This is a genomic window from Allobosea sp. 117 (assembly GCF_000702305.1).
GTDB lineage: Bacteria > Pseudomonadota > Alphaproteobacteria > Rhizobiales > Xanthobacteraceae > Ancylobacter.
In genome coordinates, this window is the sequence record NZ_JNLC01000013.1 from 223,723 (window position 1) to 245,396 (window position 21,674).

The window sequence follows — 21,674 nt, forward strand, 5'->3', positions numbered from 1 at the left end:
ATCTGGATTTTCGAACGATGAGCTATGTGGAAGCGGCCGGTGCGCCGCTGCGCAAGACCGGACACATCAAGCTGCACGGTCCGGAAGGCTTCGCCGCCATGCGCCGCGCCGGACGGCTGGCGGCGGAAGCGCTCGACCTGGTGCACGAGATGGTGCGCCCCGGCGTGACCACGGAAGCCATCGACGATCTCGTCTTCGAGTTCGCGATGGATCACGGCGCGCTGCCGGCGACGCTGATGTATCGCGGCTACCGCAAGTCCACCTGCACCTCGATCAACCACGTCGTCTGCCACGGCATCCCGAACGACAAGCCGCTGCGCGAGGGCGACATCGTCAATGTCGACGTCACGCTGATCTATGACGGCTGGTACGGCGATTCGAGCCGCATGTTCCCGGTCGGCGCCATTCCGCGCCGGGCCGAGCGGCTGCTCGACGTTACCTATGAATCGATGATGCGCGGCATCGGCGTGATCAGGCCGGGCGCGCATGTCGGCGACATCGGGGCGGCGATCCAGGAATATGTCGAACCGTTCCACATGAGCGTGGTGCGCGACTTCTGCGGCCATGGGGTCGGCCAGCTATTCCACGACGAGCCGAACGTCGTGCATGTCGGCACGCGCGGCCAGGGGCCGGAGCTGCTGCCGGGCATGATCTTCACCGTCGAGCCGATGATCAATCTCGGCCGGCCGCATGTGAAGGTGCTCTCCGACGGCTGGACGGCGGTGACGCGCGACCGCTCGCTCTCCGCCCAGTTCGAGCATTCGGTCGGCGTGACCGAGACCGGCGTCGAGATCTTCACGCTGTCGCCGAAGGGCTACCACAAGCCGGTCTTCGCCTCTTCATGAGCCGCGACCCGGCGCCAGCGGGGGAGGGCGCGGCGCCCGCCGCCGCGGCGCCGGAGGATGCTCCCTCCGGCCTTGCTGAGGCCGCGCCGCATTTCGTCGGGCACCGCGAACGGCTGCGCGAGCGCTTCCGCAAGGCGGGCGGCGACGCGCTGCCCGACTACGAACTGCTGGAGCTGGTGCTGTTCCGCGCGGTGTCGCGGGCCGACGTGAAGCCGCTCGCCAAGCAGCTCGTCCAGCATTTCGGCTCCTTCGCCGAGGTCGTCGCGGCGCCGCCGGCGCGGCTGCGCGAGGTGAAGGGGGTGGGCGAGGCGATCGTCACCGAGCTGAAGCTGATCGGCGCGGCGGTCGAGCGGGTGACGCGCGGCAAGGTGAGCGCGCGCCCCGTGCTCTCCTCCTGGAAGGTGGTGATCGAGCATTGCCGCGCCGCCATGGCGTTCGCCGATCACGAGCAGTTCCGCGTGCTGTTCCTCGACAAGCGCAACCAACTCATTGCCGACGAGGTGCAGCAGCGCGGCACGGTCGACCACACGCCGGTCTATCCGCGCGAGGTGGTGAAGCGGGCGCTGGAGCTCTCGGCGAGCGCGGTTGTGCTCGTCCACAACCACCCGAGCGGCGACCCGACGCCGTCCAATGCCGACATCCAGATGACCAAGACCATCATAGATGTGGCCAAGCCGCTCGGCATCGAGGTGCATGACCACATCATCGTCGGCAAGCAGGGCCATGCCAGCCTCAAGGGCCTGCGGCTGATCTGAGCGGGCGGAACACGCCATTTGCGGGATGAAGCAAGGCCGCTTCGGAGCGCGGGAGCGTTCTGGCGTGAAATAGCGCGCACATAGGCGGGGTCGCTTCGCGCCCGCAATTGTCAGATTGCGCCGGGAGCCGGAGGTAGCTGAAAGCCCGAAAGCAGGCGGTCGACGCAATCAGATGCTTCTCGCTTCGACGACGGTGGTTTGCCCGAGGAAACGCTGAACGACTCTAAGTTCTTATTTTATCGCGTTTTCTTCCTGCGAACCGGTTTCCACTTCGCTCGAAAACGCTCTATTTGTCCGCCAGCATCATGTCAGCCGCCTTTTCGCCGATCATGACCGTCGCCGCATGGGTGTTGCCGCGCACCACGCGCGGCATGATCGAGGCGTCGGCGACGCGCAGCCCGGTAACCCCGTTTACCCTGAGCCGAGGGTCGACGACGGCAGTGCCGTCCGCTCCCATCCGGCAGGTTCCGGCGGCATGGATGTCCGAGCCGGCCTTTTCGCGGATGAAGTCGATCAGTTCGGCGTCGCTGCGGACCTCGCATCCGGGCTGCAACTCGCCCGCAATATAGGGCTGGATCGCCGGCTGTTCGGTGATGCGCCGCACGAGGCGGATGCCGAACAGCATGGCGCCGATGTCGTAGTCGGTCTGGAAGAAATTGAACCGGATGGAGGGCGGCGCCGCCGGATCGGCCGAACGCAGGCGGACCGTGCCGCGCGCATCCGGATTGACGTGTTCCGGGCTGAAGCTGAAGCCGGAGAAGGGATGCGGACGCGCGCCCTCGATGCTGCGCTCCGCCACCGTCCAGGCCGCCATCGCCATCTGCACGTCGGGGCGGTCGAGCGCCGGATCGCTGCGGGCGAAGCCGCCGACATAGATGCCGGTCTCGGCAAGGTAGCCCGAGCGCAGGACCAGATACTGAAGGCCCGCCGCCATCTTGCGGGCAAAGCTGTTGGCGAGATCATTGACCGTGATCGGCCGCGTGCAGCGGAACATGAGCTGGATGCAGGTGTGATCCTGCAGATTGGCCCCGACCTCCCGCCGGTCGGCGACGCAGTCGATCCCGTGCGCCGCAAGCTGGTCGGCCGGGCCGATCCCTGAGAGCATGAGCAGTTGTGGCGAGGCGATGGTGCCGGCGCAGACCACCGTCTCGCGCGCCAGCGCCTCATAGACCTTGCCGCGCTGGAGGTAGCGGACGCCCCGCACCTCCCGGCCCGAGACGATGAGGCGCTCGGCGAGCGCATCCGTCACGATGCGCAGATTGGGCCGCCGCCGCGCCGGGGCGAGATAGCCCCGCGCCGCGCTCCAGCGCCGGCCCTTGTGGATGTTCATCTGATAGTAGCCGAAGCCGTCCTGCTCCCCGCCATTGAAGTCGGGATTGTCGGCCAGCCCCGCCTGCCGCGCGGCCGCGCACAGCGCGTTCGGCAGCTCGCGGGCGAAGGACTGGTCGGAGACCTTCAGGGGGCCGCCCACGCCATGATAGGCATCGGCGCCGCGCGACTGGTCCTCGGCCTTCCTGAAGTAGGGCAGGATTTCGCTGTACGACCATCCGGTGCAGCCGGCCTTGGCCCAGTCGTCGAAATCGCGCCGGTTGCCGCGCACATACATCATGCCGTTGATCGACGAGGAGCCGCCGAGCGTCCTGCCGCGTGGCTGATAGCTGGTGCGCCCGTTGAGCCCCGGCTCCGGCTCGCTCTCATACATCCAGTTGTAGCGGCGGTCGGCGTAGAGCTTCGAATAGCCCATCGGCAGGTGGATCCACGGATTGCGGTCCGCCGGCCCCGCCTCGAGGAGCAGCACGCGGTGCCGGCCGTTCTCGCTCAGCCGGGCGGCGAGCACGCAACCCGCCGAGCCGGCGCCCACCACGATGAAGTCGTAGGAACCGCCGTCGAGCGGCCGGGCTCCGTCACTGCTGTCCATTGTCGTCCTCGAGACGCAAGGGTCGCGATCGGGCGGCTCACGCGCTCCGTCGCCGCCGTTCGCCGCGCAGAAGCGCGACGACGGCTCCGACAGCGACGGCGATGAGCATGGTGGAGATCGCCGCCACGGTCGGGTCGATGTGGTCGCGCAGGGCGCTGAACATCACTTTCGGCAAGGTGGCGTTGGACCCGCTGGTGATGAACATCGCCACCACCACCTCGTCGAGCGAGGTGACGAAGGCGAGCAGTCCGGCCGCGAACAACGCCCCCTTGATGTTGGGGATGATGACGGTGCGCCAGATCGTCCAGCGCGAAGCCCCCAGGCTCTGCGCGGCGCGTTCGAGGTTGCGGTCGAAATCGGCGAAGGCGGCGGTCATGATCACATAGACCACCGGCATGGCGAGCGCGGCGTGGCCGAGGACGACCCCGGCATAGGTGCCGATCAGATCGAGCTTCGCCAGCAGGAAGAACAGGCCGATGGCGACCAGGATCGAAGGGATGATGGCCGGCATCAGCAGCACCGCGCCCACCGCGACCTGCGCGCGCGGCGGCAGATCGCGCGTGCCATAGGCGGCAAGCGTGCCGAGCGGCAGCGCGAGCGCGACGGTGAGCGCGCCGATCAGCAGCGAGGCCCGCGCCGCCTGCAGCCATGTCACGGATTCCCAGAAGCTCGCATACCAGCGCAACGAGAACTCGCGCGGCGGGAACTCCAGGAAGTCCGACGCCGAGAACGACATCGGCACGACGATGAGCGAAGGCGCGACGAGGAACGCCATCATCGCCAGCGCGAAGGCCCAGCCGAAGGCGGCGAGCAGCCGGTTCTGTCCGAATCCGTCCAGCATCGAGGTCTCCTCAGCGTCGCAGCAGCAGCTTGCGAAGCGTGAGGCTCACGCCCAGCATCGCGAAGGTCGCGATCAGCAGCACCACGCCGATGGCGGCGGCCGCGCCGAAGTTGGAATAGGTCGACAGGCTGCGCGCGATGCGCATCGAGATCACCTGCACATTGCCGCCCCCCAGGATCGCCGGCGTCACGTAGAAGCCGAGGCTCATCACGAACACCAGCGTCGCGCCGGCGAGGATTCCCGGCAGCGCCAGCGGCAGGAACACGGTGCGGTAGGCATGGGCGCGCGAGGCGCCCATGCTCGCGGCGGCACGCATCAAGCCACGGTCGATGCCGCTCATGGCGCCGATCACCGGCAGCAGGAAGACGGGCAGCATGATGTGCGTCATGCCGAGCACGGTGGCGAAGGCGTTGAAGGCGAGCGGCAGCGGCTCGTCGATGAGACCGGCCTGCAGGAGCCAGCTATTGATCAGCCCGTTGCGCTGCAGGATCACCAGCCACGCATAGGCCCTGACCAGGAGCGAGGTCCAGAGCGGGAACAGGATGAAGGCGACGAACAGCGCCCGGGTGCGCTCCGGCAGGGAGACGATGAAGGTCGCGAGCGGCACGCCGAGCACGAGGCAGCACAGCACCGTCTGCAGGCTGACCGAGAAGGTGGTGACGAAGATGCGCCGATAGCTCACCTGTTCGGCGATGCGCTGGTAGTTCTCGCCGCTGATCTGGCCGGTATCGTTGAACAGCGACAGCCAGACCAGCCACAGGCACGGCAGCAGCACGAAGGCGAACACGATGGCGAGGCCGGGCGCCACGGGAAGGGCCGTCTCGAGCCAGCGGCGCAGGCGAAGCTTCGGCTCGCCTCCGGGGGCGGGAGCCGCGGTCATCGCGCCGGCCATGTCGGAACCTTGCGCGATCATGCATCCGCCCTGACGTGATGAATGTCGGCGGCGCGCACGAAGAGGTCGATCTCGTCGCCCGACGCCAGGCTCGCCATGCGGGCCGCGGACGCCCGCTGCGCGCGCGCGCAGAAGCGCTCGCCCTCGGCCGTGTCGAGCTGCACCAGCCAGCTATCGCCCTGGAAGACGATGGCGTGGACCCGCGCACGCAGCGACAGGCACGCCTCGCCCGGTGCCGGGTCCAGCCGCAGATCCTCGCTGCGCAGCATGACGAGGTCGCGGCCCGGGCTTTCGGCGAGCGCGCCGCCCGTCAGCAGCCGTCCGGCCGCGGCGCGGGCGAACAGCACCGCCTCGCCGAGGAAGCGGGCGACGAACTCGCTGGACGGCTCGCGATAGATGCGCTCGGGCGTGTCCACCTGCACGATCTCCCCGCGGCTCATCACCGCGATGCGGTCCGCCATGGTCAGGGCTTCGCGCTGGTCGTGGGTGACATAGAGCGTGGTGATGTTCAGCTTGTCGTGCAGTTCGCGAATCTCGATCTGCATCTCCTCGCGCAGCGACTTGTCGAGCGCGGAGAGCGGCTCGTCCATGAGCAGCACGGCCGGCTCGTAGACGATGGCCCGCGCGAGCGCGACGCGCTGGCGCTGGCCGCCGGAGAGCGCATCGATCCGCCGATCCTCGAAGCCGGCCAGCTTCACGGTGGCCAGCGCCTCCGCAGCACGGGCGCGCGCCTCCCGGCGCGGCACGCCGCGCAGGTTGAGCGGATACATTACGTTGTCGATGACGCTCATGTGCGGGAACAGCGCGTAGTTCTGGAACACGACGCCGAAGCCGCGGGCGTTGGCCGGGACGGGTGCGATGTCCCGTCCCTGAAGGATGATCGCCCCCTCGTCGATCTGGACGAAGCCGGCAAGCGCCATGAGCAGCGTGCTCTTGCCCGAGCCCGACGAGCCGAGGATGGCGACGAACTCGCCCGGCTCCACGCTGAGGCTGACCCGCCGCAGCGCGGTCTGATCGCCATATCGCTTGGTGATGTTGCGGATTTCGATCGCCTGCGCGGATGCGCGGGCGATCTCACCGGTGGACTTCGGCGCCATAAGCCGCCCCCTACGCATCGCCGGCCTCGCCCCCTGCCTCATTCGGTCATCATGTCTTCGTAGAGCGCCTTGATGCGATCATTGTTCTTCGCCCACCAGCCGATGTCCTGGATGATCAGCCTGTCGCGATAATCCGGATGGGTGGGCAGCAGCCGGGCGGTCTCCGGCGGGATGATGCCGACCTCGAAGGCCTCGGGGATGACCGGCCCGTAGGTGATGAATTTGGTAAGTTCGGCCTGCGACTTCGCGTTGGACATCGCGCCGATCATCTTCATCGCCAGTTCCTTGTTCGGCGCGCCTTTCGGCACGGCGAAGCAGTCAGTGGCGAGGATGCCTTGGTTGAAGGTGTAGTCGGTCTTGCCGCCCGCCTTCTTCGCGCTCTGGAACCGCCCGTTCCAGCCGGTCGACATGTCGACTTCGCCGTCCTGCATCAGTTGGGCATGCTGGGCGCCGGACGACCACCACACCGCGATGTTCGGCTTGAGGGTGCGGATTCTGTCGAGCGCGCGCTTGATGCCCTCGTCGGTGGACATGACCTTGTAGAGGTCGGCCGGCGCGACGCCGTCGCCGAGCAGGGCGACCTCGATCTGCGTCTCGGCGTTGCCGCGCATGGCGCGCTTGCCGGGGAAGGCCTTGGTGTCGAAGAAATCCTTCCAGCCCGCCGGCGCCTTGGCCGGATAGGTCTTGGTGTTCCACGCGAGCACGGTGGCGTAGCCATAGATGCCCACACAGAAGGGCGAGGTCGTGCCGGGCATGAATTTCGACTTGTCGACGACCGAATAGTCGATGGGCTCGAGGATGCCCTCGCGGCCGCCCAGTTCGGCCTCATAGGCGGACAGGAAGACGATGTCGGAGGTCACCCGGCCCGCGCCCGCCTGCAGGCGCACCGCGGGCAGGCCCTCATCGGTGGTTTCCTCGCGCACCGTGATGCCGAGCGTCGCGGCGGCGGGACCCCAGAGGGCGGCGCGACCGCCATCCTTCACCGAGCCGCCGGGCGTCAGCACCGTGACCGTGCCGCCGGCGAAGGCGGGCGTGGCGAGCGCGAGCGCACATACGCCCGCCGCAAGGAGAGGCTTCACCCATGTCCGCATTGCAGTTCCCTTTGTTGGCCTGGAGGTTCATTTTTTGATTTATATACAACGTTTGTTGTTTTGAACCTACGAATGGCCGGAACGGACTGTCAAGCCCGCGGCATGAAATTGGCGAGGTTCCTTTCCCGAGAACGCCTCCGAGGACAGTTTGACACAGCGACGCCACCGCGGCTATCGAAGTGCTGCATCAGCATGTTGATCATAGGTCAACGAAGAGGACGCAGTGAATGCCCAAATCGACCAAGACGATCGAGACGGGCGAGGCGCCGGCCGGCCACATCCAGAGCCTGGAGAAGGGGTTGCGGATCCTCGACGAGATCATCTCCGCGCCCGCGCCGGTGAAGCTCGCCGAGATCATCAAGCGATTCGACATGGACAAGGCGTCGGCGTTCCGCTTCCTGCAGACCCTCGAATACCGGGGCTTTCTCCGCAAGAACGCGGAAACCAAGGAGTATGAGGTCGGCGGCCGCCTCTATTACTGGGCCTCGCAGCTCAGGCAGAAGACCCGCATCATCGACGCCTATCACGGTCAGCTTGAGCGCCTGGCGAACCTGACGCAGCAGACGGCGCATCTCGGCCTGCTGGTGAACGACCGGGTACTGCTGGCCGATTTCGCCCATTCCAACTCGATCGTCTCGATCCAGCACTCGATCGGCGGCGTGGAGCCCATCCATGCCTCGGCCGCGGCGAAGGCCATCGTCGCCTTTCTGCCGAAGGATCGGCGCGAGCGCATGGTCGAGGCCAACGAATTCATCAAGTTCACCGACCGCACCATCACCACCAGGGCCGAACTGATGATGGACCTGGAGATGTGCCGCGAGCGCGGCTATGCGGTCGATGCCGGCGAATCCTATGGCGGCCTGCATTGCGTGGCGCGCCCCGTATTCGACGCGCAGGGCGAGCCGGTGGCCTCCGTCGGCATCTCCACCGTCACTGCGCTGGTGGGCTCGGATTCCGACCATTTCCGCCGCATCACCTCCGCGCTCGAACTCATCGCCGGCGAAATCTCCCGCGACCTCGCGGACTGAGCGGTAAGGGCTGCAGTCCGCTTGACAGCGCGCGTCCTCGACAAATAGAACAACAAATGTTGTCTATGACTCAACATCTGGAACAAGGGCCCGCTTGAACCGGAGTGGGGTCGGCACCGGAGAGGCGTCATGAAACGTTGCTTGATTATTTCCGGTGGCTACGAGCCCCACCGGCCGCATGAGGCCGCCCACCGCGTCGCCGACCTGCTGGTGGACGAGTTCGAGGTCACCCACTCCTCGCGCCTCGAAAGCTATGCCGAGGAGGATCTTCACGCCTACGACCTGATCGTGCCGAACTGGACGCTCGGCGAGATGAGCGTGGAGACCAGCAAGCGGCTGTGGGACGCCATCGCCTCGGGCGTCGGCCTCGGTGGCTTTCATGGCGGCATGCTCGACGGCTTCCGCGGCAATGAGCGCTTCCGCTTCATGGCCGGCGGTTCCTATGTCGCCGAGCCCGGCGGCGTGCGCGACTATCGCGTCGAAATCCTCGATCGCGACGATCCGATCACCGCGGGCATCCCGGATTTCGACTATCGCTCCGAGCAGTATTACCTGCACGTCGACCCGGCCGCTGAGGTGCTGGCGGTGACCTGCTTCTCCGCGACGCCCTATCCCTGGCTCGAGGGCGTCGCGATGCCGGTGGTCTGGAAAAAGCCGTTCGGCTCCGGCCGCGTCTTCGTCAGCGCGCTCGGCCATGTGCCGGACGAGTTCGACTGCACGGAAATGCGCACCGTGCTGGCGCGCGGGCTGCGCTGGGCGGCCCGCTGAGCAGGCCTTCCCGGCAGCGGTCTGCGCTGCCCCATCTGCCTATCCCCGACATCCGACGTCATCGCCGCCCCGGAGCGTGCCGTGCATCCTTGCGTCTATATTCTGGCCGTCACCACCTTCGCCATGGCGACCACGGAGTTCGGCATCGTCGGCATCATCCCGCGCATCGCCCTCGAATTCTCGCTGTCGCTGCCCGAGGCGGGGCGGGTGGTCAGCGTCTATGCGCTGGCGATGATCGGGGGCGCGGTCGGCATCAACCTCATCGGCCAGCGCCTACGGGTGCGCACGATTCTCGTCTACGGCATCCTGCTCTTCGCGGTGGCCAATCTGCTGTCCGCCCTCGCTCCGAGCTATCCGCTGCTCATCGCCGGGCGGGTACTCTCCGGCCTTGCGCAGGGCGCGGTCTATGGCCTCGGCACGGCGGCCGCGGCCGTGATGGTGGAGCGCGCGCGCGCCACGCAGGCGGTCTCGATCGTCTTCATCGGCCCCACGGCCGCCATGGTGCTCGGCGTGCCCCTCGCGGCGCTGGTGGGCGATGGCGAGAACTGGCGACTGGTCTTCGCCGCCATCGGCGGCGTGGCGGCGCTCGCCTTCCTCGCGCTGCACAGGATCATGCCGGATGCCGGCGACCTCGAGGTCGCCCCGGCCCGGCATCTCGTCGCGCTGCTCGGCAACCGCCGCCTTATTGCCGTCTATGCGGTCACCATTCTCGGCTTCGGCGGTTCGTCGATGGCCTTCACCTATTTTCCCGCGCTGCTGCGCCAGGACGGCGTCGGCACCGGCTCCTTCATGACGGTGTTCGGGTTCGGCACGGTCGCCGGCAACCTGATCGCCGGCCGCCTCAGCGACCGGATCGGGTTCGCAATCCCCACGCTGGCCGCGCTGGCCGGAGTGGCCGGCTGCCTGCTGGCCCTCACGCGCGTCATCGACCTCCCGGTGCTGCTGACCATCACCCTCTTCCTGTGGGGTCTCTGCGCCTTCAGCCTGCCCGCGCTGCTGCAGACGGAAGCCGTGATGGCGGCAAAGGCCAGCGGATTGTCGGCGGCTGCGTCGAGCCTCAACACCGCCGCGTTCAATGTCGGGATCGGCGCCGCCGCGTTCCTCTCCGGCGTGCTGATCGAAACGTCGGGCATCGACATCGTTCCGATCGCAGGCGCGTTACTCGCAGGATTGGCCTTCGTTCTCGCGGCAACACTCTGAGTGGCGGGACGCGCACCAGCCAAACTGTCCAAATATCGGACGAGCATGGCGCGCAGCCACCGGCCGTGAGCCAGGCGCCGACGGCGATCGCCGATGTCACTCGTTCGAGATGCTGCCACGGCGCCGCATGCGTTTGGGTGTCCCGGCGCACGTCGCCATTGTTTGCTGGATCATCCAGCCGATGGCTCGGCGCGCAGCTTCCTTGCTGCGTAACGCGCATCGCGCCGCACCTTGGCGCTGGCCTCATCCGCGGCGGCCTCCCGGGCGACGGCTTCCTGCCGAGCCTTCTCCTTCGCCGCTTCCGCGTTCTGCCGCTCGGTTTGCCGGGCTGTTCGCGCCTCGTCGATGGTCCGGCGTTCCGCAGCTCTCGCAATAACCACAGGATCATCGGTACCGGGGCGAGCCGCAAGCTTCGCGATCATGCGCGCCTTGGCAGCGACAGCGTTTTTCTGCCGGTCTTGGAAGCTATCGATGTTCTTCATCACTGCCCTGTATCGTGCGAACCTGCGTGTACCTTCGTCTCGTCGTCGATCATCGATTCGACGGCGCCGATGGCGATCTCAAGATTGGCGATTTTCTGAAGCGCCTTGTCGGACGGGCCGGTATTGACTTCAGCCGCTGCGGCAAGCAGCTCACGCTGTAGGAGCAGCAACCGGCTGTGGAGGGTCTCAAGCTTGGATATCATGGGATCCGTTTACTTCAGCAGTGAGGGGCAACAGGCGGGTGCTATCGCTTGGGACGCGTGCGTGGCGGCTTCGGCGCGCTCGTCTCGACGGCGTGCTCGACGGCCTCCTTCGCCAGCCGGGCCTCCCGCAGACGTGCGGTCTTGGCCTCGCGAAGCGCTGCTTCCTGCTTGATCAAGGATTTGGCGATCCGAGAGACGGCTTCAGCCTTGCTCTCGGTCTGGGACAGCTTCGGCTTGAAAGCCGTGTCACGCACGGGCGCCATCATGCTCAACTCCCTTCGCAAATGAAAAAGGCCGGGTCTCCCCGGCCTTCCCACGATTGCCTCAACGACCCATGCCAGTACATCCGTGGTCAAAGATCGGAGGCAACGATCACACAGCCTGGAGGCTGCCGGCCGAGTTCTTGCCGCTTCGACGGTCCGTCTCGACCTCGTAGGAGATTTTCTGCCCCTCGTTGAGGCCGAAGAGGCCGGCCCGCTCCACCGCGGAAATATGGACGAACACATCCGGCCCGCCATTGTCGGGCTGAATGAAGCCGAAGCCCTTCTGCCCGTTGAACCACTTCACAGTACCTGCCGCCATGACGATATCCTTTCAGCCGACATAGAAATTCGATCGCTCACAGCCTCATGAGCGTCACATGAATATCGATTTGAGAGGAAGTTCGCTAACGCGCAATTCTGCGCAAGACAAAGTTCAACGTAACAGATCGATACCTTACCATATAGGGATCTGGTGAATATTACAACCCACGCCTGATTTATTTTTGTTCGGCCGGTCGAGGTGCGACCTTCGCGCCAGCTCGATCGATAATCAGCTTCTTCTTCGGCGCGGCGATGAGACCATCTCTCACGGCCTGCTCTCTCGCCGGCTTTCTGGCGCGTCGGATGAGCATGCGCTCTCACCTTTCGCTGAAGGGGGCAGAAAACGCGCGCGTCCGAACTGGCGCGATGTCGGCCGACGAGCAGCGTAGCGTTGGTGGAGTTGCCCCCAACGCTACGCTGCTCGACCCGAGACAGATCAGGTCGATAAGGCCGTCGCGCAGCCTTCGACGCCCCGACGGTCAGGCGTGGTCTGGCCGGGCATGATCGCCCAGCCGCCGGCCTCGACAAACTGGCGCTTCTTGTAATTGTCGGGGATCGCCTTGAACTCGGCGAGTTTGGCAGGCGCATCCGGCGCGGCGTTGAACCGCTCGACGCAGATGGCGGACGCCAGTTCCCCGCGCGCGACATCGCCTGCGGTTGTGGCCGCTGTGCGTGATGTGCCGCCGGTCACCCAGCCGCCCCAGTTGAATCCGATGATCATCGTGGCCGCGGCCGTGGCGACGCAGGCCCATACGAGGATCATCTTGGAGGGCCGATAGTCGTCAACTCGCTGGCTGAGCGATGTCTTGGTGCTGCCCTGCATGGCCATTGGAAGTCTCCTGCCGATTGAAGGTGTAATTCCGCCGTCCGGCCATGCTTGGCCGAACGATTCAGGCACGGTGCTCAGTAGCCCATGCCGCCAGTGCCGGCCGGCGAGGCGGGTTCCTTGACGGGAATGTCGGCGATCAGCGCTTCGGCGGTGATCAGCAGCGCCGCGATCGAGCCGGCATCCTGCAGGGCGGTGCGCACCACCTTGGCGGGATCGACGATGCCGGCCTTGATCATGTCGACATAGGTTTCCGTCTGCGCGTCGAAGCCCTGATTGTGGTCCTTGCCGTCGGTGAGCCTGCCCACCACGAGCGAACCTTCCACCCCCGCGTTCTCGGCGATCTGCCGGATCGGGGCCTCCAGCGCGCGCAGCACGATCTTGATGCCGGCGCTCATGTCGGCATTGCCGCCCGGCAGCGCGCGCAGGGCGGACCTGGCGCGCAGCAGCGCGACGCCGCCGCCGGGAACGATGCCTTCCTCGACGGCGGCGCGGGTGGCGTTCAGCGCATCGTCGATGCGATCCTTCTTTTCCTTGACCTCGGTCTCTGTGGCGCCGCCGACGCGGATCACCGCGACGCCACCGGCGAGCTTGGCGAGGCGCTCCTGCAGCTTCTCCCTGTCGTAGTCCGAGGTGGTCTCCTCGATCTGCGCCTTGATCTGCGCGACGCGGGTCCCGATGGCCTCCTTGTTGCCGGCGCCGTCGATGATCGTCGTCGTTTCCTTCTCGATCAGAACGCGCTTCGCCCGGCCCAGCATGTCGATGGTGACGTTCTCGAGCTTGATGCCGAGATCTTCGGCGATCACCTGGCCGGCCGTGAGAATCGCGACGTCCTCCAGCATGGCCTTGCGGCGGTCGCCGAAGCCCGGAGCCTTCACCGCCACAACCTTAAGGCCGCCGCGCAGCTTGTTGACCACGAGCGTGGCCAGAGCCTCGCCCTCGACGTCCTCGGAGATGATCAGCAGCGGCCGGCCGGTCTGCACCACGGCTTCGAGGATCGGCAGCAGGCCCTGCAGATTGCCGAGCTTCTTCTCGTGGATGAGGATATAGGGGTCCTCCAGCTCCGCGCGCATCTTTTCGGTGTTGGTGATGAAGTACGGGGAAAGATAACCGCGGTCGAACTGCATGCCCTCGACGACGTCGAGCTCGGTTTCGGCGGTCTTGGCTTCCTCGACAGTGATGACGCCCTCGTTGCCGACCTTGTCCATCGCCCTGGCGATCATCTCGCCGACGGTGACGTCGCCATTGGCGGCAATCGTGCCGACCTGGGCTATCTCGGCCGAGGACTCCACCTTCCGGGCACGGGCCTGGATTTCCTTGACCACGGCGGCCACGCCGAGGTCGATGCCGCGCTTGAGGTCCATCGGGTTCATCCCGGCGGCGACCAGCTTGGCGCCTTCGCGCAGGATGGAGGCGGCGAGCACGGTGGCGGTGGTGGTGCCGTCGCCGGCGAGGTCATTGGTCTTCGAGGCCACTTCGCGCACCATCTGCGCGCCCATGTTCTCGAACTTGTCCTCGAGCTCGATCTCCTTGGCGACGGTGACGCCGTCCTTGGTGATGCGCGGGGCGCCGAAGCTTTTCTCTATGATGACATTGCGACCCTTCGGGCCCAGCGTCACCTTGACGGCATTGTTGAGCAGCTCGACGCCGCGCAGCATGCGGTCGCGGGCGTCGGTGGAGAATCTGATTTCCTTGGCAGACATGATGTTTGTCCAGTTTGCTCTTGCAATCGGGGATTGGAAATCGGCCGGTCAGGCGACCTGCTTCTTGTCGGCCGCGGCGGCCGTCTCGACGATGCTCAGGATGTCGGCCTCCTTCATGATCGGGAGGTCCTCGCCGTCAATCTTCACCTCGGTCCCGGACCATTTGCCGAACAGGATGAGATCGCCGGTCCGGACGTCGAGCGGAACCAGCTTGCCGGCCCCGTCGCGCAAGCCGGGGCCGAGGGCGACGACTTCGCCCTGCTGCGGCTTTTCCTTGGCGGTGTCGGGAATGATGATCCCGCCCTTGGATACGGGATTGCCCTCCGAGCGCCGGATGACGACGCGGTTGTGGAGTGGCCGGAATTTCATCGGGTTCTTTCTGCGGCTGGCGTATAGGGCGACCGCAAGATCAGCATAGCGTCTTTGGCACTCAGCCGATAGGAGTGCCAGAATTATAATTCAAGCCCATCGAAAATACTGAAGTATCCTCTCCGATATTCCATCTGAAAAACGGGCCCGTCTCGGAGAAAAATGGATGCTGACCCGATGTGATCGGCCGAGATTTTATTCTTACGTCTCAGCCGATAATTGAGAAAAATATTGACGTTATAGTGATGCGTCCTTGTCTGGAATGAAATTAAGGTGTACTCATAAATCTGTTGATTTGGCCGAGTTGGCTTTCGCGGTGTCAGAGACGTCGACCCGCCATCACTACCAAGTTTTCAATAACGGATGCGTGGCGCCGAACCGGCGTGTACGACGCCCTGTGCGAATCCGGAACACCTTCTGCCGACCACGGATGTACTGGCGGCACGGGATCGTCCCGGTCCGGATAGGAGCGGTCTTCCACATCGGCTTGCGCTGCGCGTGCGCCATTGGCTGACTGGCTGTCGACCACCATCCGACATCCGACGCAGTAGGTCGCCGCTCAATCCGGCGAGCCGCCCATCTCAGAAGGACACAAGCCGCTATGACCGCTACAAGCACCCCGCAGCGCAGTGCTCGCCCGATCCAACGCGATGCCGCGAGCCATCTCTTCGGGATCGGGCAGACCGTCCGGCTCCGAGGCGGGTACGGCATCACCTCCCGGTTCGGCGACATCTACCGCATCACCGGCATGCTGCCGCCGAGCGGGGATTCGCTGCAGTACCGCATCCGCAACGACCGCGAACTGCACGAACGGATGGCGACGGAAGACAGCCTGGAGCCGGTCCTCGCGGCAACGCCGGACGACGAGGCGCTCCGCGAGCGAACGTTCGGCATGGCTGAGCGGAAAGCGCGCCGCCGCTAGATCCAGGGGCCGAGAGTGACAGATACCTGGCGGCGAAGACGTCAGGGGAGAGTATTGATGAAGATCGTGATCGAATTCTATCGCATCCGACCGCAGGACGACGCGCATGCGGTCGTTGGTCGCGAGACGGAGGAAGCTGTCGATCTCGATGCGGCGATCGAACGGGCCTTGGCACTGGCACAGACCCTCGACATGCCGCAGCGACCGGATGCCCTGACGATCACCGATACGCAGGGGAGAAGGCTCCACTCTTGCACGCTCGACAAGGTCTCGGGCAACCGGGGGAGGTCATCGCCATGAATGGCAGCAGAGCCGAACCAAGGCGGATGGTCACCGCAACCGTGATGTGGCCGTCATGACGCTGGCTTTTCCGAATCCGAGCCGCAGCTTCGACAGGACGCGCAACGCCGTCCGGTTCACCGGCTATGACGGCATGTTCGAGGTTCCGTTCTTCGTCGAGATCGGCGCGCTGGTGAAGTCGGCCACCGAATTGCGCATGTCGGACACGCTGGAAGCGACGTCGCTTTCCGCCTTCGACGCCTTGCGTGCGTCCATCCACGCGGCCGCGTCCAAGGCCTATTCGGGCGGCCGTCGCGCCAACTATATCCTGACCGCCGCCGATCTCCGCTAGGGATGGGGCGGGCCGGTTGACGGCATATAAAACAGAGCCTGCGGTCACTGTATTATCGAGGCGTCGGTTCGGTTGTTTTCTGCAGTTGTAACTTAAAAGATCATTTGGCTTGAATTATCGGCTTGCGAAGCGCATATTGATTTCGTCGATGAACGGTTAGATTGGCTGCGGTTCGCACGTAAGAATATATGTGTCGCGCAGTTGTTTACTCCTGAAAACGCGATTTCGACGGCCCGCATCTGTGCGGGCAAGCTATAATTACAATCACGAAAGGGTTTCCCATGACCACGGGAACCGTAAATTGGTTCAATGCCCAGAAGGGCTATGGATTCATCGCGCTGGATGATGGTGGCAGCGATGCCTTCGTTCACATCAGCGCCGTTGAGCGTGCCGGCATGAGCGATCTGCGCGAAGGTCAGAAGGTGGGCTTTGAGCTCGTCGCTGACCAGCGGAGCGGCAGGCTGTCCGCCGACAAGCTCCAGTCGCTGAGCTGATTGCCCGGCATCGGCGGCACCGTGATCTGGAAGTCGCCGATGTCGCCACCGCCCGAACGGTCGACCACGGATGTACTGGCGAACCGGATGAGCGGTGTAGACCGATCTGAGGCGCCCGGCGCCTTTGAGCCCCGCGCCTCTCTTGAGGTCGCGGGGCTTTTTCGTTTTGCTGGCAACGCATTCAACGCAACCTGGGAGATGAGCATGGCCAAGGGTCAGATGCGTGGCAATCGGGAAGCCAAGAAACCGAAGAAGATAAAGGAGCCGGTGGCAGCTCCTTCCCTTGTCAAGGGCACACCGGTGTCGATCGGGCCGCCGAAGAAGAAGGGCTGAGGTCCCGCCATGAGCATCCGCACCCACGAGACCACGGTCACCTTCACGCACCCGTTCAAGCTGAGCGTGTTCGACCGTGAGCAGCCTGCCGGCACCTACCGGCTGGTGATCGACGAAGAAGCGATCCCGGACATCTCCTTCCTCGCCTATCGTCGCTCGGCAACGATGCTGCACACGCCCGCCGTCTCCGTGCTCGGCAACTCCGTGTTCCGCAGCTCCGGCCAGGTCTTCACGGTCAGTGCCGACGAACTGGCGAAGGCGCTGGAAGCCGACCTTCGAACTTGACCTCGTGCCGGACAGGGAGGCATCGCCATGGACCATCTCGGTGGATCGCGGGGGGCGGGCCTTCTCCTGTGCGGGAACGCGCCGGTCGCGCCGGCGCAGTATGATTTCGACGGCTAGCCACTCCGTGTCCGGGAGGGCGGAACCCCGGTGCCCGCCGCTCGATCCAGCCTTCTTGGGCGATGCGGTTTAGAATACGGCGGAGCCGCGTGCGCGGGATGCCGTATTGTCGCATCGCTTCGTTCTCGCTGATCGTGTCCGCGAGGCGTCCGTTCAGCCGGTCTTCCGCGATGCTTAAGTAAATGCGCTCGTCCTCGGCAGGCTCGCTCGCCAGCTGATCCGCCTCGCCTGGCAGAGTCCCGACAAAATAGCCCCGATTGGGTACGCGCTGCAGGAAACCTTCTTCCGCAAGCTGCGCCAGCGCCGCCCGGATCGGTGCCCGGGAGGTGCCGAGCGGCAGGCGCGTCCGCTTGATAGTGCAAATAATTCGCAGTTGCATCCCGTACCGAATTTTGCGTAAGTTGCTCCTGCAACTCATTCGCAAAAGGAGGCAGGCATGCGGGAATGGTCGAGGCGTGCGGTGCTGGCTGGGCTGATGATGGCCGGCTTCTTGGGCATGGTGGGCGTTTCGGGCGCCTCGGCGCAGGACGGCGCGAAGCCGAAGTTCAAGGCCGTGACGACCTTCACCGTCATCGCCGACATGGCGCGCAACGTGGCGGGCGACGCCGCGGTGGTGGAATCGATCACCAAGCCCGGCGCCGAGATCCACAATTACGCGCCCACCCCCGGCGACATACAGCGCGCGCAGGGCGCGCAGCTCATCCTGTGGAACGGGCTCAATCTCGAGCTCTGGTTCGAGAAGTTCTTCCAGAACCTGAAGGACGTCCCCGGCGTCGTGGTCTCCGCCGGCGTCGAGCCGATGGGCATCGCCGAAGGTCCCTACAGCGGCAAGCCCAACCCGCATGCCTGGATGTCGCCGCAGAACGCGCTGATCTATGTCGACAACATCCGCGACGCCTTCGCGAAATACGATCCGGCCAATGCCGCGACCTATGCCGCCAATGCGGCGGCCTACAAGGCAAAGATCGAGGCGGCGGTGGCGCCGATCAGGGCCAAGCTCGACACGATCCCGGCGGAAAAGCGCTGGCTCGTGTCGAGTGAGGGCGCTTTCTCCTATCTCGCGCGCGATTTCGGCCTGAAGGAGCTCTATCTCTGGCCGATCAACGCCGATCAGCAGGGCACGCCGCAACAGGTGCGCAAGGTGATCGACTCCGTGCGTAAGAACGACATTCCCGCCGTGTTTAGCGAAAGCACGGTATCCGACAAGCCGGCTCGGCAGGTGGCGCGCGAAACCGAGGCGCATTATGGCGGCGTGCTCTATGTCGACTCGCTCAGTGAGGCCGACGGCCCGGTGCCGACCTATATCGACCTGCTCGCCGTGACCACGGGCACGCTGGAAAAGGGCCTTGCCGAGGGATTGTCGCAATGAGCAGGCCCTCCACCGCGCACGAGGCCGGCGCGGGCCTCGCGGTCAGCAGCGTGACCGTCACCTATCGCAACGGACACACCGCGCTGCGCGATGCCAGCTTCGATATACCGACCGGCACCATCACGGCGCTGGTTGGGGTGAACGGCTCGGGCAAGTCGACGCTGTTCAAGGCGATCATGGGTTTCGTGCACCTTGCGCGCGGTCGGATCTCCATCCTCGGCCGCAGCGTCGATGAGGCGCTCAAGCGCAACCTCGTCGCCTATGTGCCGCAGGCCGAGGAAGTTGACTGGAACTTCCCGGTGCTGGTCGAGGACGTGGTGATGATGGGGCGCTACGGCCATATGGGCATGATGCGCATTCCCCGCGCCGCCGACCGGCGCGCCGTGACCGACGCGCTCGCCCGCGTCGGCATGGGCGAGTTCCGCAAGCGGCAGATCGGCGAGCTCTCCGGCGGGCAGAAGAAGCGCGTCTTCCTCGCCCGCGCGCTGGCGCAGGAGGCGAAGGTCATCCTGCTCGACGAGCCCTTCACCGGCGTCGACGTGAAGACCGAAGAGGCGATCATCGTTCTGCTGCGGTCACTCCGCGAGGAGGGCCGGGTGATGCTGGTCTCGACCCATAATCTCGGCAGCGTGCCGGAATTCTGCGACCGCACGGTGCTGATCAAGGGCACGGTGCTGGCCTATGGCCCGACCGCCGAAACCTTCACCGAGGCCAATCTGGAAAATACCTTCGGCGGCGTGCTGCGCCATTTCGTGCTCGGCGGCGCCGGGCTGCATGCCGATGACGACCGGCGCCAGATCTCGGTGCTGACCGACGACGAACGTCCGCTCGTTCTCTATGGCGAGAAGGGCGCGATGCAGCAGCAGACCGTCGAGGAGCGACCGGCAGAGGAGAACGCCTCATGATCGCGCTGCTCATGGAGCCCTTCGGCTACGAATATATGCGCAGCGCCATGTGGGTCTCCGCCCTTGTCGGCGCGGTCTGCGCCTTCCTGTCCTGCTATCTCATGCTGAAGGGCTGGTCGCTGATCGGCGACGCGCTGTCACACGCCATCGTTCCAGGCGTCGCCGGCGCCTATATGCTCGGCCTGCCCTTCGCCATCGGCGCCTTCTTCTCCGGCGGGCTCGCCGCCGCCGCCATGCTGTTCCTCAACCAGCGCACAAAGCTGAAAGAGGACGCCATCATCGGCCTGATCTTCTCCTCCTTCTTCGGACTCGGCCTGTTCATGGTCTCGCTGTCGCCGACCTCGGTGAACATCCAGACCATCGTGCTCGGCAACATCCTCGCCATCACGCCGGAGGACACGCTGCAGCTTGCCATTATCGGCGTCGTGTCGCTGGCGATCCTCCTCGTCAAATGGAGGGACCTCATGGCGGTGTTCTTCGACGAGGCGCATGCGCGCTCGATCGGGCTGCGGCCGACCGCGCTGAAGCTCATGTTCTTTACCCTGCTCTCCGCCTCGACAGTCGCGGCGCTGCAGACCGTCGGCGCCTTCCTGGTCATCTGCCTGGTGGTGACGCCTGGCGCCACCGCCTATCTGCTTGCCGACCGCTTCCCGCGCCTGCTCGTCATCGCCGTCGCCATCGGCGCGGTGACGAGCTTCGTCGGCGCCTATGCCAGCTATTTCCTCGACGGCGCCACCGGCGGCATCATCGTGGTGCTGCAGACGCTGATCTTCCTCATGGCCTTCGTCTTCGCGCCCAAGCACGGCATGCTGGCGGCGCGGCGCCGGGCGGCGCAGGCGCTTCGAGCGGGAGCCTGATCATGCTCGACACGCTGCTCTCCCCCTTCCAGTTCGCGTTCATGGTCAACGCTCTCGTCATCTCAGGGCTGGTCGCGGTGCCGATGGCGCTGCTCTCCTGCTTCCTGGTGCTGAAGGGCTGGTCGCTGATGGGCGACGCCATCTCCCACGCGGTGTTTCCCGGTGTGGTGCTGGCCTACATCGTCGGCCTGCCCTTTGCGCTCGGCGCCTTCGCCGCCGGCATGTTCTGCGCCGTGGCGACGGGATTCCTGAAGGACAACAGCCGCATCAAGCAGGACACGGTGATGGGCATCGTTTTCTCCGGCATGTTCGGCGCCGGGCTGGTGCTCTACGTCAAGATCCAGTCCGAGGTGCATCTCGACCACATATTGTTCGGCGACATGCTCGGCGTCGCTTGGCGCGACATCGCCGAGACGGCGCTGATCGCCGCCGTGGTCTCCGGCATCATCGCGGTGAAGTGGAAGGACTTCCTGCTGCACGCCTTCGATCCGGCACAGGCCAGGGCGGTCGGCTTGCGTGTCGGGCTGTTGCATTACGGCCTGCTGTGCCTCATCTCGCTGACCATCGTCGGGGCTCTGAAGGCAGTGGGGCTGATCCTCGCCATCGCCATGTTGATCGCGCCGGGCGCCAGCGCCTTCCTGCTGGCGCGCACCTTCGGCGCCATGCTGGTGCTGTCGGTCGCGATCGCCATCGGCGCCTCGCTGCTCGGCGTCTACCTGTCCTTCTTCCTCGACAGCGCGCCGGCCCCGACCATCGTGCTGCTGATGAGCCTCGTCTTCGTCGCCGCCTTCATCCGCTCCTCGCGGGCGGCCAGAAGGATCGAGACCGGCGGTTCCGCCTGACGGGGCGCCGGGCTTGATCGGTGCGCTCGACGCCGTCGGCGGCCTTGAACACGGCGCCGTCCGCACGTCCCCGCGCATCCAGCGCGCGCCCTAGAGCACGGTGCCGCCGCCGCCGTTGTACATCATCGGCTTTATGTCGGAGCGGCTGTCATCGATGAGATAATCGCCGGGGCCGCGACGGATGTTCGGGCTAGCGCTCCACGCACCGAAGGACGTCAACTCCCAGTCGTCGTGCTCGCCGCGATAGGAGGAGGGGTCCGGACGCGGTCCCTGTACAGCACGTCCACGCCGGCCTCCGCCAGTCGTCGGGCGACCAC

27 protein-coding genes are annotated in these 21,674 nt (G+C 65.5%); 15 read left to right on the plus strand and 12 right to left on the minus strand.

Going from position 1 to position 21,674, the window contains the following annotated elements:
- Positions 1–17: 17 nt before the first annotated feature.
- Positions 18–845, plus strand: coding sequence for a type I methionyl aminopeptidase (gene map / locus U742_RS0112215; RefSeq protein WP_029353383.1), 828 nt, complete (start codon positions 18–20; stop codon positions 843–845).
- On the plus strand, positions 842–1,600 hold the full coding sequence (gene radC / locus U742_RS0112220) for a RadC family protein (protein ID WP_029353385.1): 759 nt from the start codon (positions 842–844) through the stop codon (positions 1,598–1,600). The genes map and radC overlap by 4 nt, the downstream gene beginning before the upstream one ends.
- A gap of 286 nt (positions 1,601–1,886) precedes the next feature.
- Here radC and U742_RS0112225 read toward each other — a convergent pair whose 3' ends face one another.
- Genes U742_RS0112225 through U742_RS0112245 form a run of 5 tightly spaced genes read right to left on the minus strand, consistent with a single transcriptional unit; the run spans position 1,887 to position 7,427 of the window.
- On the minus strand, positions 1,887–3,518 hold the full coding sequence (locus U742_RS0112225) for a GMC family oxidoreductase (protein WP_029353386.1): 1,632 nt from the start codon (positions 3,516–3,518) through the stop codon (positions 1,887–1,889).
- Between the two features lie 37 nt (positions 3,519–3,555).
- On the minus strand, positions 3,556–4,359 hold the full coding sequence (locus U742_RS0112230) for an ABC transporter permease (RefSeq protein WP_029353388.1): 804 nt from the start codon (positions 4,357–4,359) through the stop codon (positions 3,556–3,558).
- Positions 4,360–4,369: 10 nt separating this feature from the next.
- Positions 4,370–5,272, minus strand: coding sequence for an ABC transporter permease (locus U742_RS0112235; RefSeq protein ID WP_051661115.1), 903 nt, complete (start codon positions 5,270–5,272; stop codon positions 4,370–4,372).
- Complete coding sequence (locus tag U742_RS0112240; protein ID WP_051661117.1) at positions 5,269–6,348, minus strand: ABC transporter ATP-binding protein; 1,080 nt, start codon at positions 6,346–6,348, stop codon at positions 5,269–5,271. The genes U742_RS0112235 and U742_RS0112240 overlap by 4 nt, the downstream gene beginning before the upstream one ends.
- Before the next feature lie 38 nt (positions 6,349–6,386).
- A complete protein-coding gene (locus tag U742_RS0112245) occupies positions 6,387–7,427 on the minus strand; it encodes an ABC transporter substrate-binding protein (protein ID WP_038361459.1) in 1,041 nt (346 codons plus the stop codon).
- Between the two features lie 239 nt (positions 7,428–7,666).
- Between U742_RS0112245 and U742_RS0112250 the strand changes: the two genes are divergently transcribed.
- The 3 genes from U742_RS0112250 (at position 7,667) to U742_RS0112260 (ending at position 10,435) form a co-directional block, all read left to right on the plus strand.
- The gene (locus U742_RS0112250) at positions 7,667–8,467 is read left to right on the plus strand and encodes an IclR family transcriptional regulator (RefSeq protein WP_029353395.1); all 801 of its coding nucleotides are present in this window, start codon (positions 7,667–7,669) and stop codon (positions 8,465–8,467) included.
- 129 nt (positions 8,468–8,596) lie between these two features.
- The gene (locus U742_RS0112255; RefSeq protein ID WP_029353397.1) at positions 8,597–9,235 is read left to right on the plus strand and encodes a ThuA domain-containing protein; all 639 of its coding nucleotides are present in this window, start codon (positions 8,597–8,599) and stop codon (positions 9,233–9,235) included.
- Positions 9,236–9,316: 81 nt separating this feature from the next.
- Positions 9,317–10,435, plus strand: coding sequence for an MFS transporter (locus U742_RS0112260; protein ID WP_029353398.1), 1,119 nt, complete (start codon positions 9,317–9,319; stop codon positions 10,433–10,435).
- Positions 10,436–10,605: 170 nt separating this feature from the next.
- Here the strand turns inward: U742_RS0112260 and U742_RS0112265 are convergent, their stop codons facing one another.
- The 7 genes from U742_RS0112265 to U742_RS0112295 form a co-directional block, all read right to left on the minus strand.
- Positions 10,606–10,917 carry a DUF6481 family protein gene (locus U742_RS0112265; protein ID WP_029353400.1) on the minus strand — a complete coding sequence of 104 codons (312 nt, stop codon included), beginning with the start codon at positions 10,915–10,917 and terminating at the stop codon, positions 10,606–10,608.
- The gene (locus U742_RS0112270) at positions 10,917–11,120 is read right to left on the minus strand and encodes a hypothetical protein (protein WP_029353401.1); all 204 of its coding nucleotides are present in this window, start codon (positions 11,118–11,120) and stop codon (positions 10,917–10,919) included. The genes U742_RS0112265 and U742_RS0112270 overlap by 1 nt, the downstream gene beginning before the upstream one ends.
- A 41-nt stretch (positions 11,121–11,161) precedes the next feature.
- Positions 11,162–11,386, minus strand: a complete 225-nt coding sequence (locus U742_RS0112275; protein WP_029353403.1) for a hypothetical protein — start codon at positions 11,384–11,386, stop codon at positions 11,162–11,164.
- A gap of 106 nt (positions 11,387–11,492) precedes the next feature.
- On the minus strand, positions 11,493–11,702 hold the full coding sequence (locus tag U742_RS0112280) for a cold-shock protein (protein WP_029353405.1): 210 nt from the start codon (positions 11,700–11,702) through the stop codon (positions 11,493–11,495).
- A gap of 438 nt (positions 11,703–12,140) precedes the next feature.
- Entirely contained in the window at positions 12,141–12,533 is a 393-nt protein-coding gene (locus tag U742_RS0112285; RefSeq protein ID WP_029353407.1) for a hypothetical protein, read from the minus strand.
- Positions 12,534–12,607: 74 nt separating this feature from the next.
- Positions 12,608–14,233 (minus strand): chaperonin GroEL, encoded by a 1,626-nt coding sequence (gene groL / locus U742_RS0112290; protein WP_029353409.1) that lies wholly within the window; start codon positions 14,231–14,233, stop codon positions 12,608–12,610.
- Between the two features lie 48 nt (positions 14,234–14,281).
- Positions 14,282–14,602: a co-chaperone GroES gene (locus U742_RS0112295; protein WP_029353410.1), complete on the minus strand. Its 321-nt coding sequence runs from the start codon at positions 14,600–14,602 to the stop codon at positions 14,282–14,284.
- A gap of 601 nt (positions 14,603–15,203) precedes the next feature.
- On the opposite strand from U742_RS0112295, the gene U742_RS0112300 reads away from it, so the two are divergent.
- The 10 genes from U742_RS0112300 to U742_RS0112345 all read left to right on the plus strand — a co-directional run bounded on the left by U742_RS0112300 (position 15,204) and on the right by U742_RS0112345 (position 21,357).
- Positions 15,204–15,524, plus strand: a complete 321-nt coding sequence (locus U742_RS0112300) for a hypothetical protein (RefSeq protein WP_029353412.1) — start codon at positions 15,204–15,206, stop codon at positions 15,522–15,524.
- A 57-nt stretch (positions 15,525–15,581) separates the two neighbouring features.
- Positions 15,582–15,824, plus strand: coding sequence for a hypothetical protein (locus tag U742_RS0112305; RefSeq protein WP_029353414.1), 243 nt, complete (start codon positions 15,582–15,584; stop codon positions 15,822–15,824).
- Positions 15,825–15,879: 55 nt separating this feature from the next.
- Positions 15,880–16,155, plus strand: a complete 276-nt coding sequence (locus tag U742_RS0112310; protein ID WP_029353416.1) for a DUF1488 family protein — start codon at positions 15,880–15,882, stop codon at positions 16,153–16,155.
- 281 nt (positions 16,156–16,436) lie between these two features.
- Positions 16,437–16,649 (plus strand): cold-shock protein, encoded by a 213-nt coding sequence (locus U742_RS0112315; RefSeq protein ID WP_029353418.1) that lies wholly within the window; start codon positions 16,437–16,439, stop codon positions 16,647–16,649.
- Positions 16,650–16,688: 39 nt separating this feature from the next.
- Entirely contained in the window at positions 16,689–16,982 is a 294-nt protein-coding gene (locus tag U742_RS23210) for a hypothetical protein (RefSeq protein WP_197028253.1), read from the plus strand.
- A gap of 9 nt (positions 16,983–16,991) precedes the next feature.
- A complete protein-coding gene (locus U742_RS0112325; RefSeq protein ID WP_029353420.1) occupies positions 16,992–17,267 on the plus strand; it encodes a hypothetical protein in 276 nt (91 codons plus the stop codon).
- A gap of 553 nt (positions 17,268–17,820) precedes the next feature.
- Positions 17,821–18,753, plus strand: a complete 933-nt coding sequence (locus U742_RS0112330) for a metal ABC transporter substrate-binding protein (RefSeq protein ID WP_029353421.1) — start codon at positions 17,821–17,823, stop codon at positions 18,751–18,753.
- Positions 18,750–19,658 (plus strand): manganese/iron ABC transporter ATP-binding protein, encoded by a 909-nt coding sequence (locus U742_RS0112335; protein ID WP_029353423.1) that lies wholly within the window; start codon positions 18,750–18,752, stop codon positions 19,656–19,658. Before U742_RS0112330 ends, U742_RS0112335 begins: the two co-directional genes overlap by 4 nt.
- A complete protein-coding gene (locus U742_RS0112340) occupies positions 19,655–20,515 on the plus strand; it encodes a metal ABC transporter permease (protein ID WP_029353425.1) in 861 nt (286 codons plus the stop codon). Before U742_RS0112335 ends, U742_RS0112340 begins: the two co-directional genes overlap by 4 nt.
- Positions 20,512–21,357, plus strand: a complete 846-nt coding sequence (locus tag U742_RS0112345) for a metal ABC transporter permease (protein WP_029353706.1) — start codon at positions 20,512–20,514, stop codon at positions 21,355–21,357. The genes U742_RS0112340 and U742_RS0112345 overlap by 4 nt, the downstream gene beginning before the upstream one ends.
- Positions 21,358–21,674: the final 317 nt, after the last annotated feature.

Coding starts and splice junctions, on each gene's coding strand:
- map (WP_029353383.1), top strand. CDS start 18: ATGAGCTATGTGGAAGCGGCCGGTGCGCCGCTGCGCAAGACCGGACAC.
- radC (WP_029353385.1), top strand. CDS start 842: ATGAGCCGCGACCCGGCGCCAGCGGGGGAGGGCGCGGCGCCCGCCGCC.
- U742_RS0112225 (WP_029353386.1), bottom strand. CDS start 3,518: ATGGACAGCAGTGACGGAGCCCGGCCGCTCGACGGCGGTTCCTACGAC.
- U742_RS0112230 (WP_029353388.1), bottom strand. CDS start 4,359: ATGCTGGACGGATTCGGACAGAACCGGCTGCTCGCCGCCTTCGGCTGG.
- U742_RS0112235 (WP_051661115.1), bottom strand. CDS start 5,272: ATGATCGCGCAAGGTTCCGACATGGCCGGCGCGATGACCGCGGCTCCC.
- U742_RS0112240 (WP_051661117.1), bottom strand. CDS start 6,348: ATGGCGCCGAAGTCCACCGGTGAGATCGCCCGCGCATCCGCGCAGGCG.
- U742_RS0112250 (WP_029353395.1), top strand. CDS start 7,667: ATGCCCAAATCGACCAAGACGATCGAGACGGGCGAGGCGCCGGCCGGC.
- U742_RS0112255 (WP_029353397.1), top strand. CDS start 8,597: ATGAAACGTTGCTTGATTATTTCCGGTGGCTACGAGCCCCACCGGCCG.
- U742_RS0112265 (WP_029353400.1), bottom strand. CDS start 10,917: ATGAAGAACATCGATAGCTTCCAAGACCGGCAGAAAAACGCTGTCGCT.
- U742_RS0112270 (WP_029353401.1), bottom strand. CDS start 11,120: ATGATATCCAAGCTTGAGACCCTCCACAGCCGGTTGCTGCTCCTACAG.
- U742_RS0112275 (WP_029353403.1), bottom strand. CDS start 11,386: ATGATGGCGCCCGTGCGTGACACGGCTTTCAAGCCGAAGCTGTCCCAG.
- U742_RS0112280 (WP_029353405.1), bottom strand. CDS start 11,702: ATGGCGGCAGGTACTGTGAAGTGGTTCAACGGGCAGAAGGGCTTCGGC.
- U742_RS0112285 (WP_029353407.1), bottom strand. CDS start 12,533: ATGGCCATGCAGGGCAGCACCAAGACATCGCTCAGCCAGCGAGTTGAC.
- groL (WP_029353409.1), bottom strand. CDS start 14,233: ATGTCTGCCAAGGAAATCAGATTCTCCACCGACGCCCGCGACCGCATG.
- U742_RS0112295 (WP_029353410.1), bottom strand. CDS start 14,602: ATGAAATTCCGGCCACTCCACAACCGCGTCGTCATCCGGCGCTCGGAG.
- U742_RS0112300 (WP_029353412.1), top strand. CDS start 15,204: ATGACCGCTACAAGCACCCCGCAGCGCAGTGCTCGCCCGATCCAACGC.
- U742_RS0112305 (WP_029353414.1), top strand. CDS start 15,582: ATGAAGATCGTGATCGAATTCTATCGCATCCGACCGCAGGACGACGCG.
- U742_RS0112310 (WP_029353416.1), top strand. CDS start 15,880: ATGACGCTGGCTTTTCCGAATCCGAGCCGCAGCTTCGACAGGACGCGC.
- U742_RS0112315 (WP_029353418.1), top strand. CDS start 16,437: ATGACCACGGGAACCGTAAATTGGTTCAATGCCCAGAAGGGCTATGGA.
- U742_RS23210 (WP_197028253.1), top strand. CDS start 16,689: ATGTCGCCACCGCCCGAACGGTCGACCACGGATGTACTGGCGAACCGG.
- U742_RS0112325 (WP_029353420.1), top strand. CDS start 16,992: ATGAGCATCCGCACCCACGAGACCACGGTCACCTTCACGCACCCGTTC.
- U742_RS0112330 (WP_029353421.1), top strand. CDS start 17,821: ATGCGGGAATGGTCGAGGCGTGCGGTGCTGGCTGGGCTGATGATGGCC.
- U742_RS0112335 (WP_029353423.1), top strand. CDS start 18,750: ATGAGCAGGCCCTCCACCGCGCACGAGGCCGGCGCGGGCCTCGCGGTC.
- U742_RS0112340 (WP_029353425.1), top strand. CDS start 19,655: ATGATCGCGCTGCTCATGGAGCCCTTCGGCTACGAATATATGCGCAGC.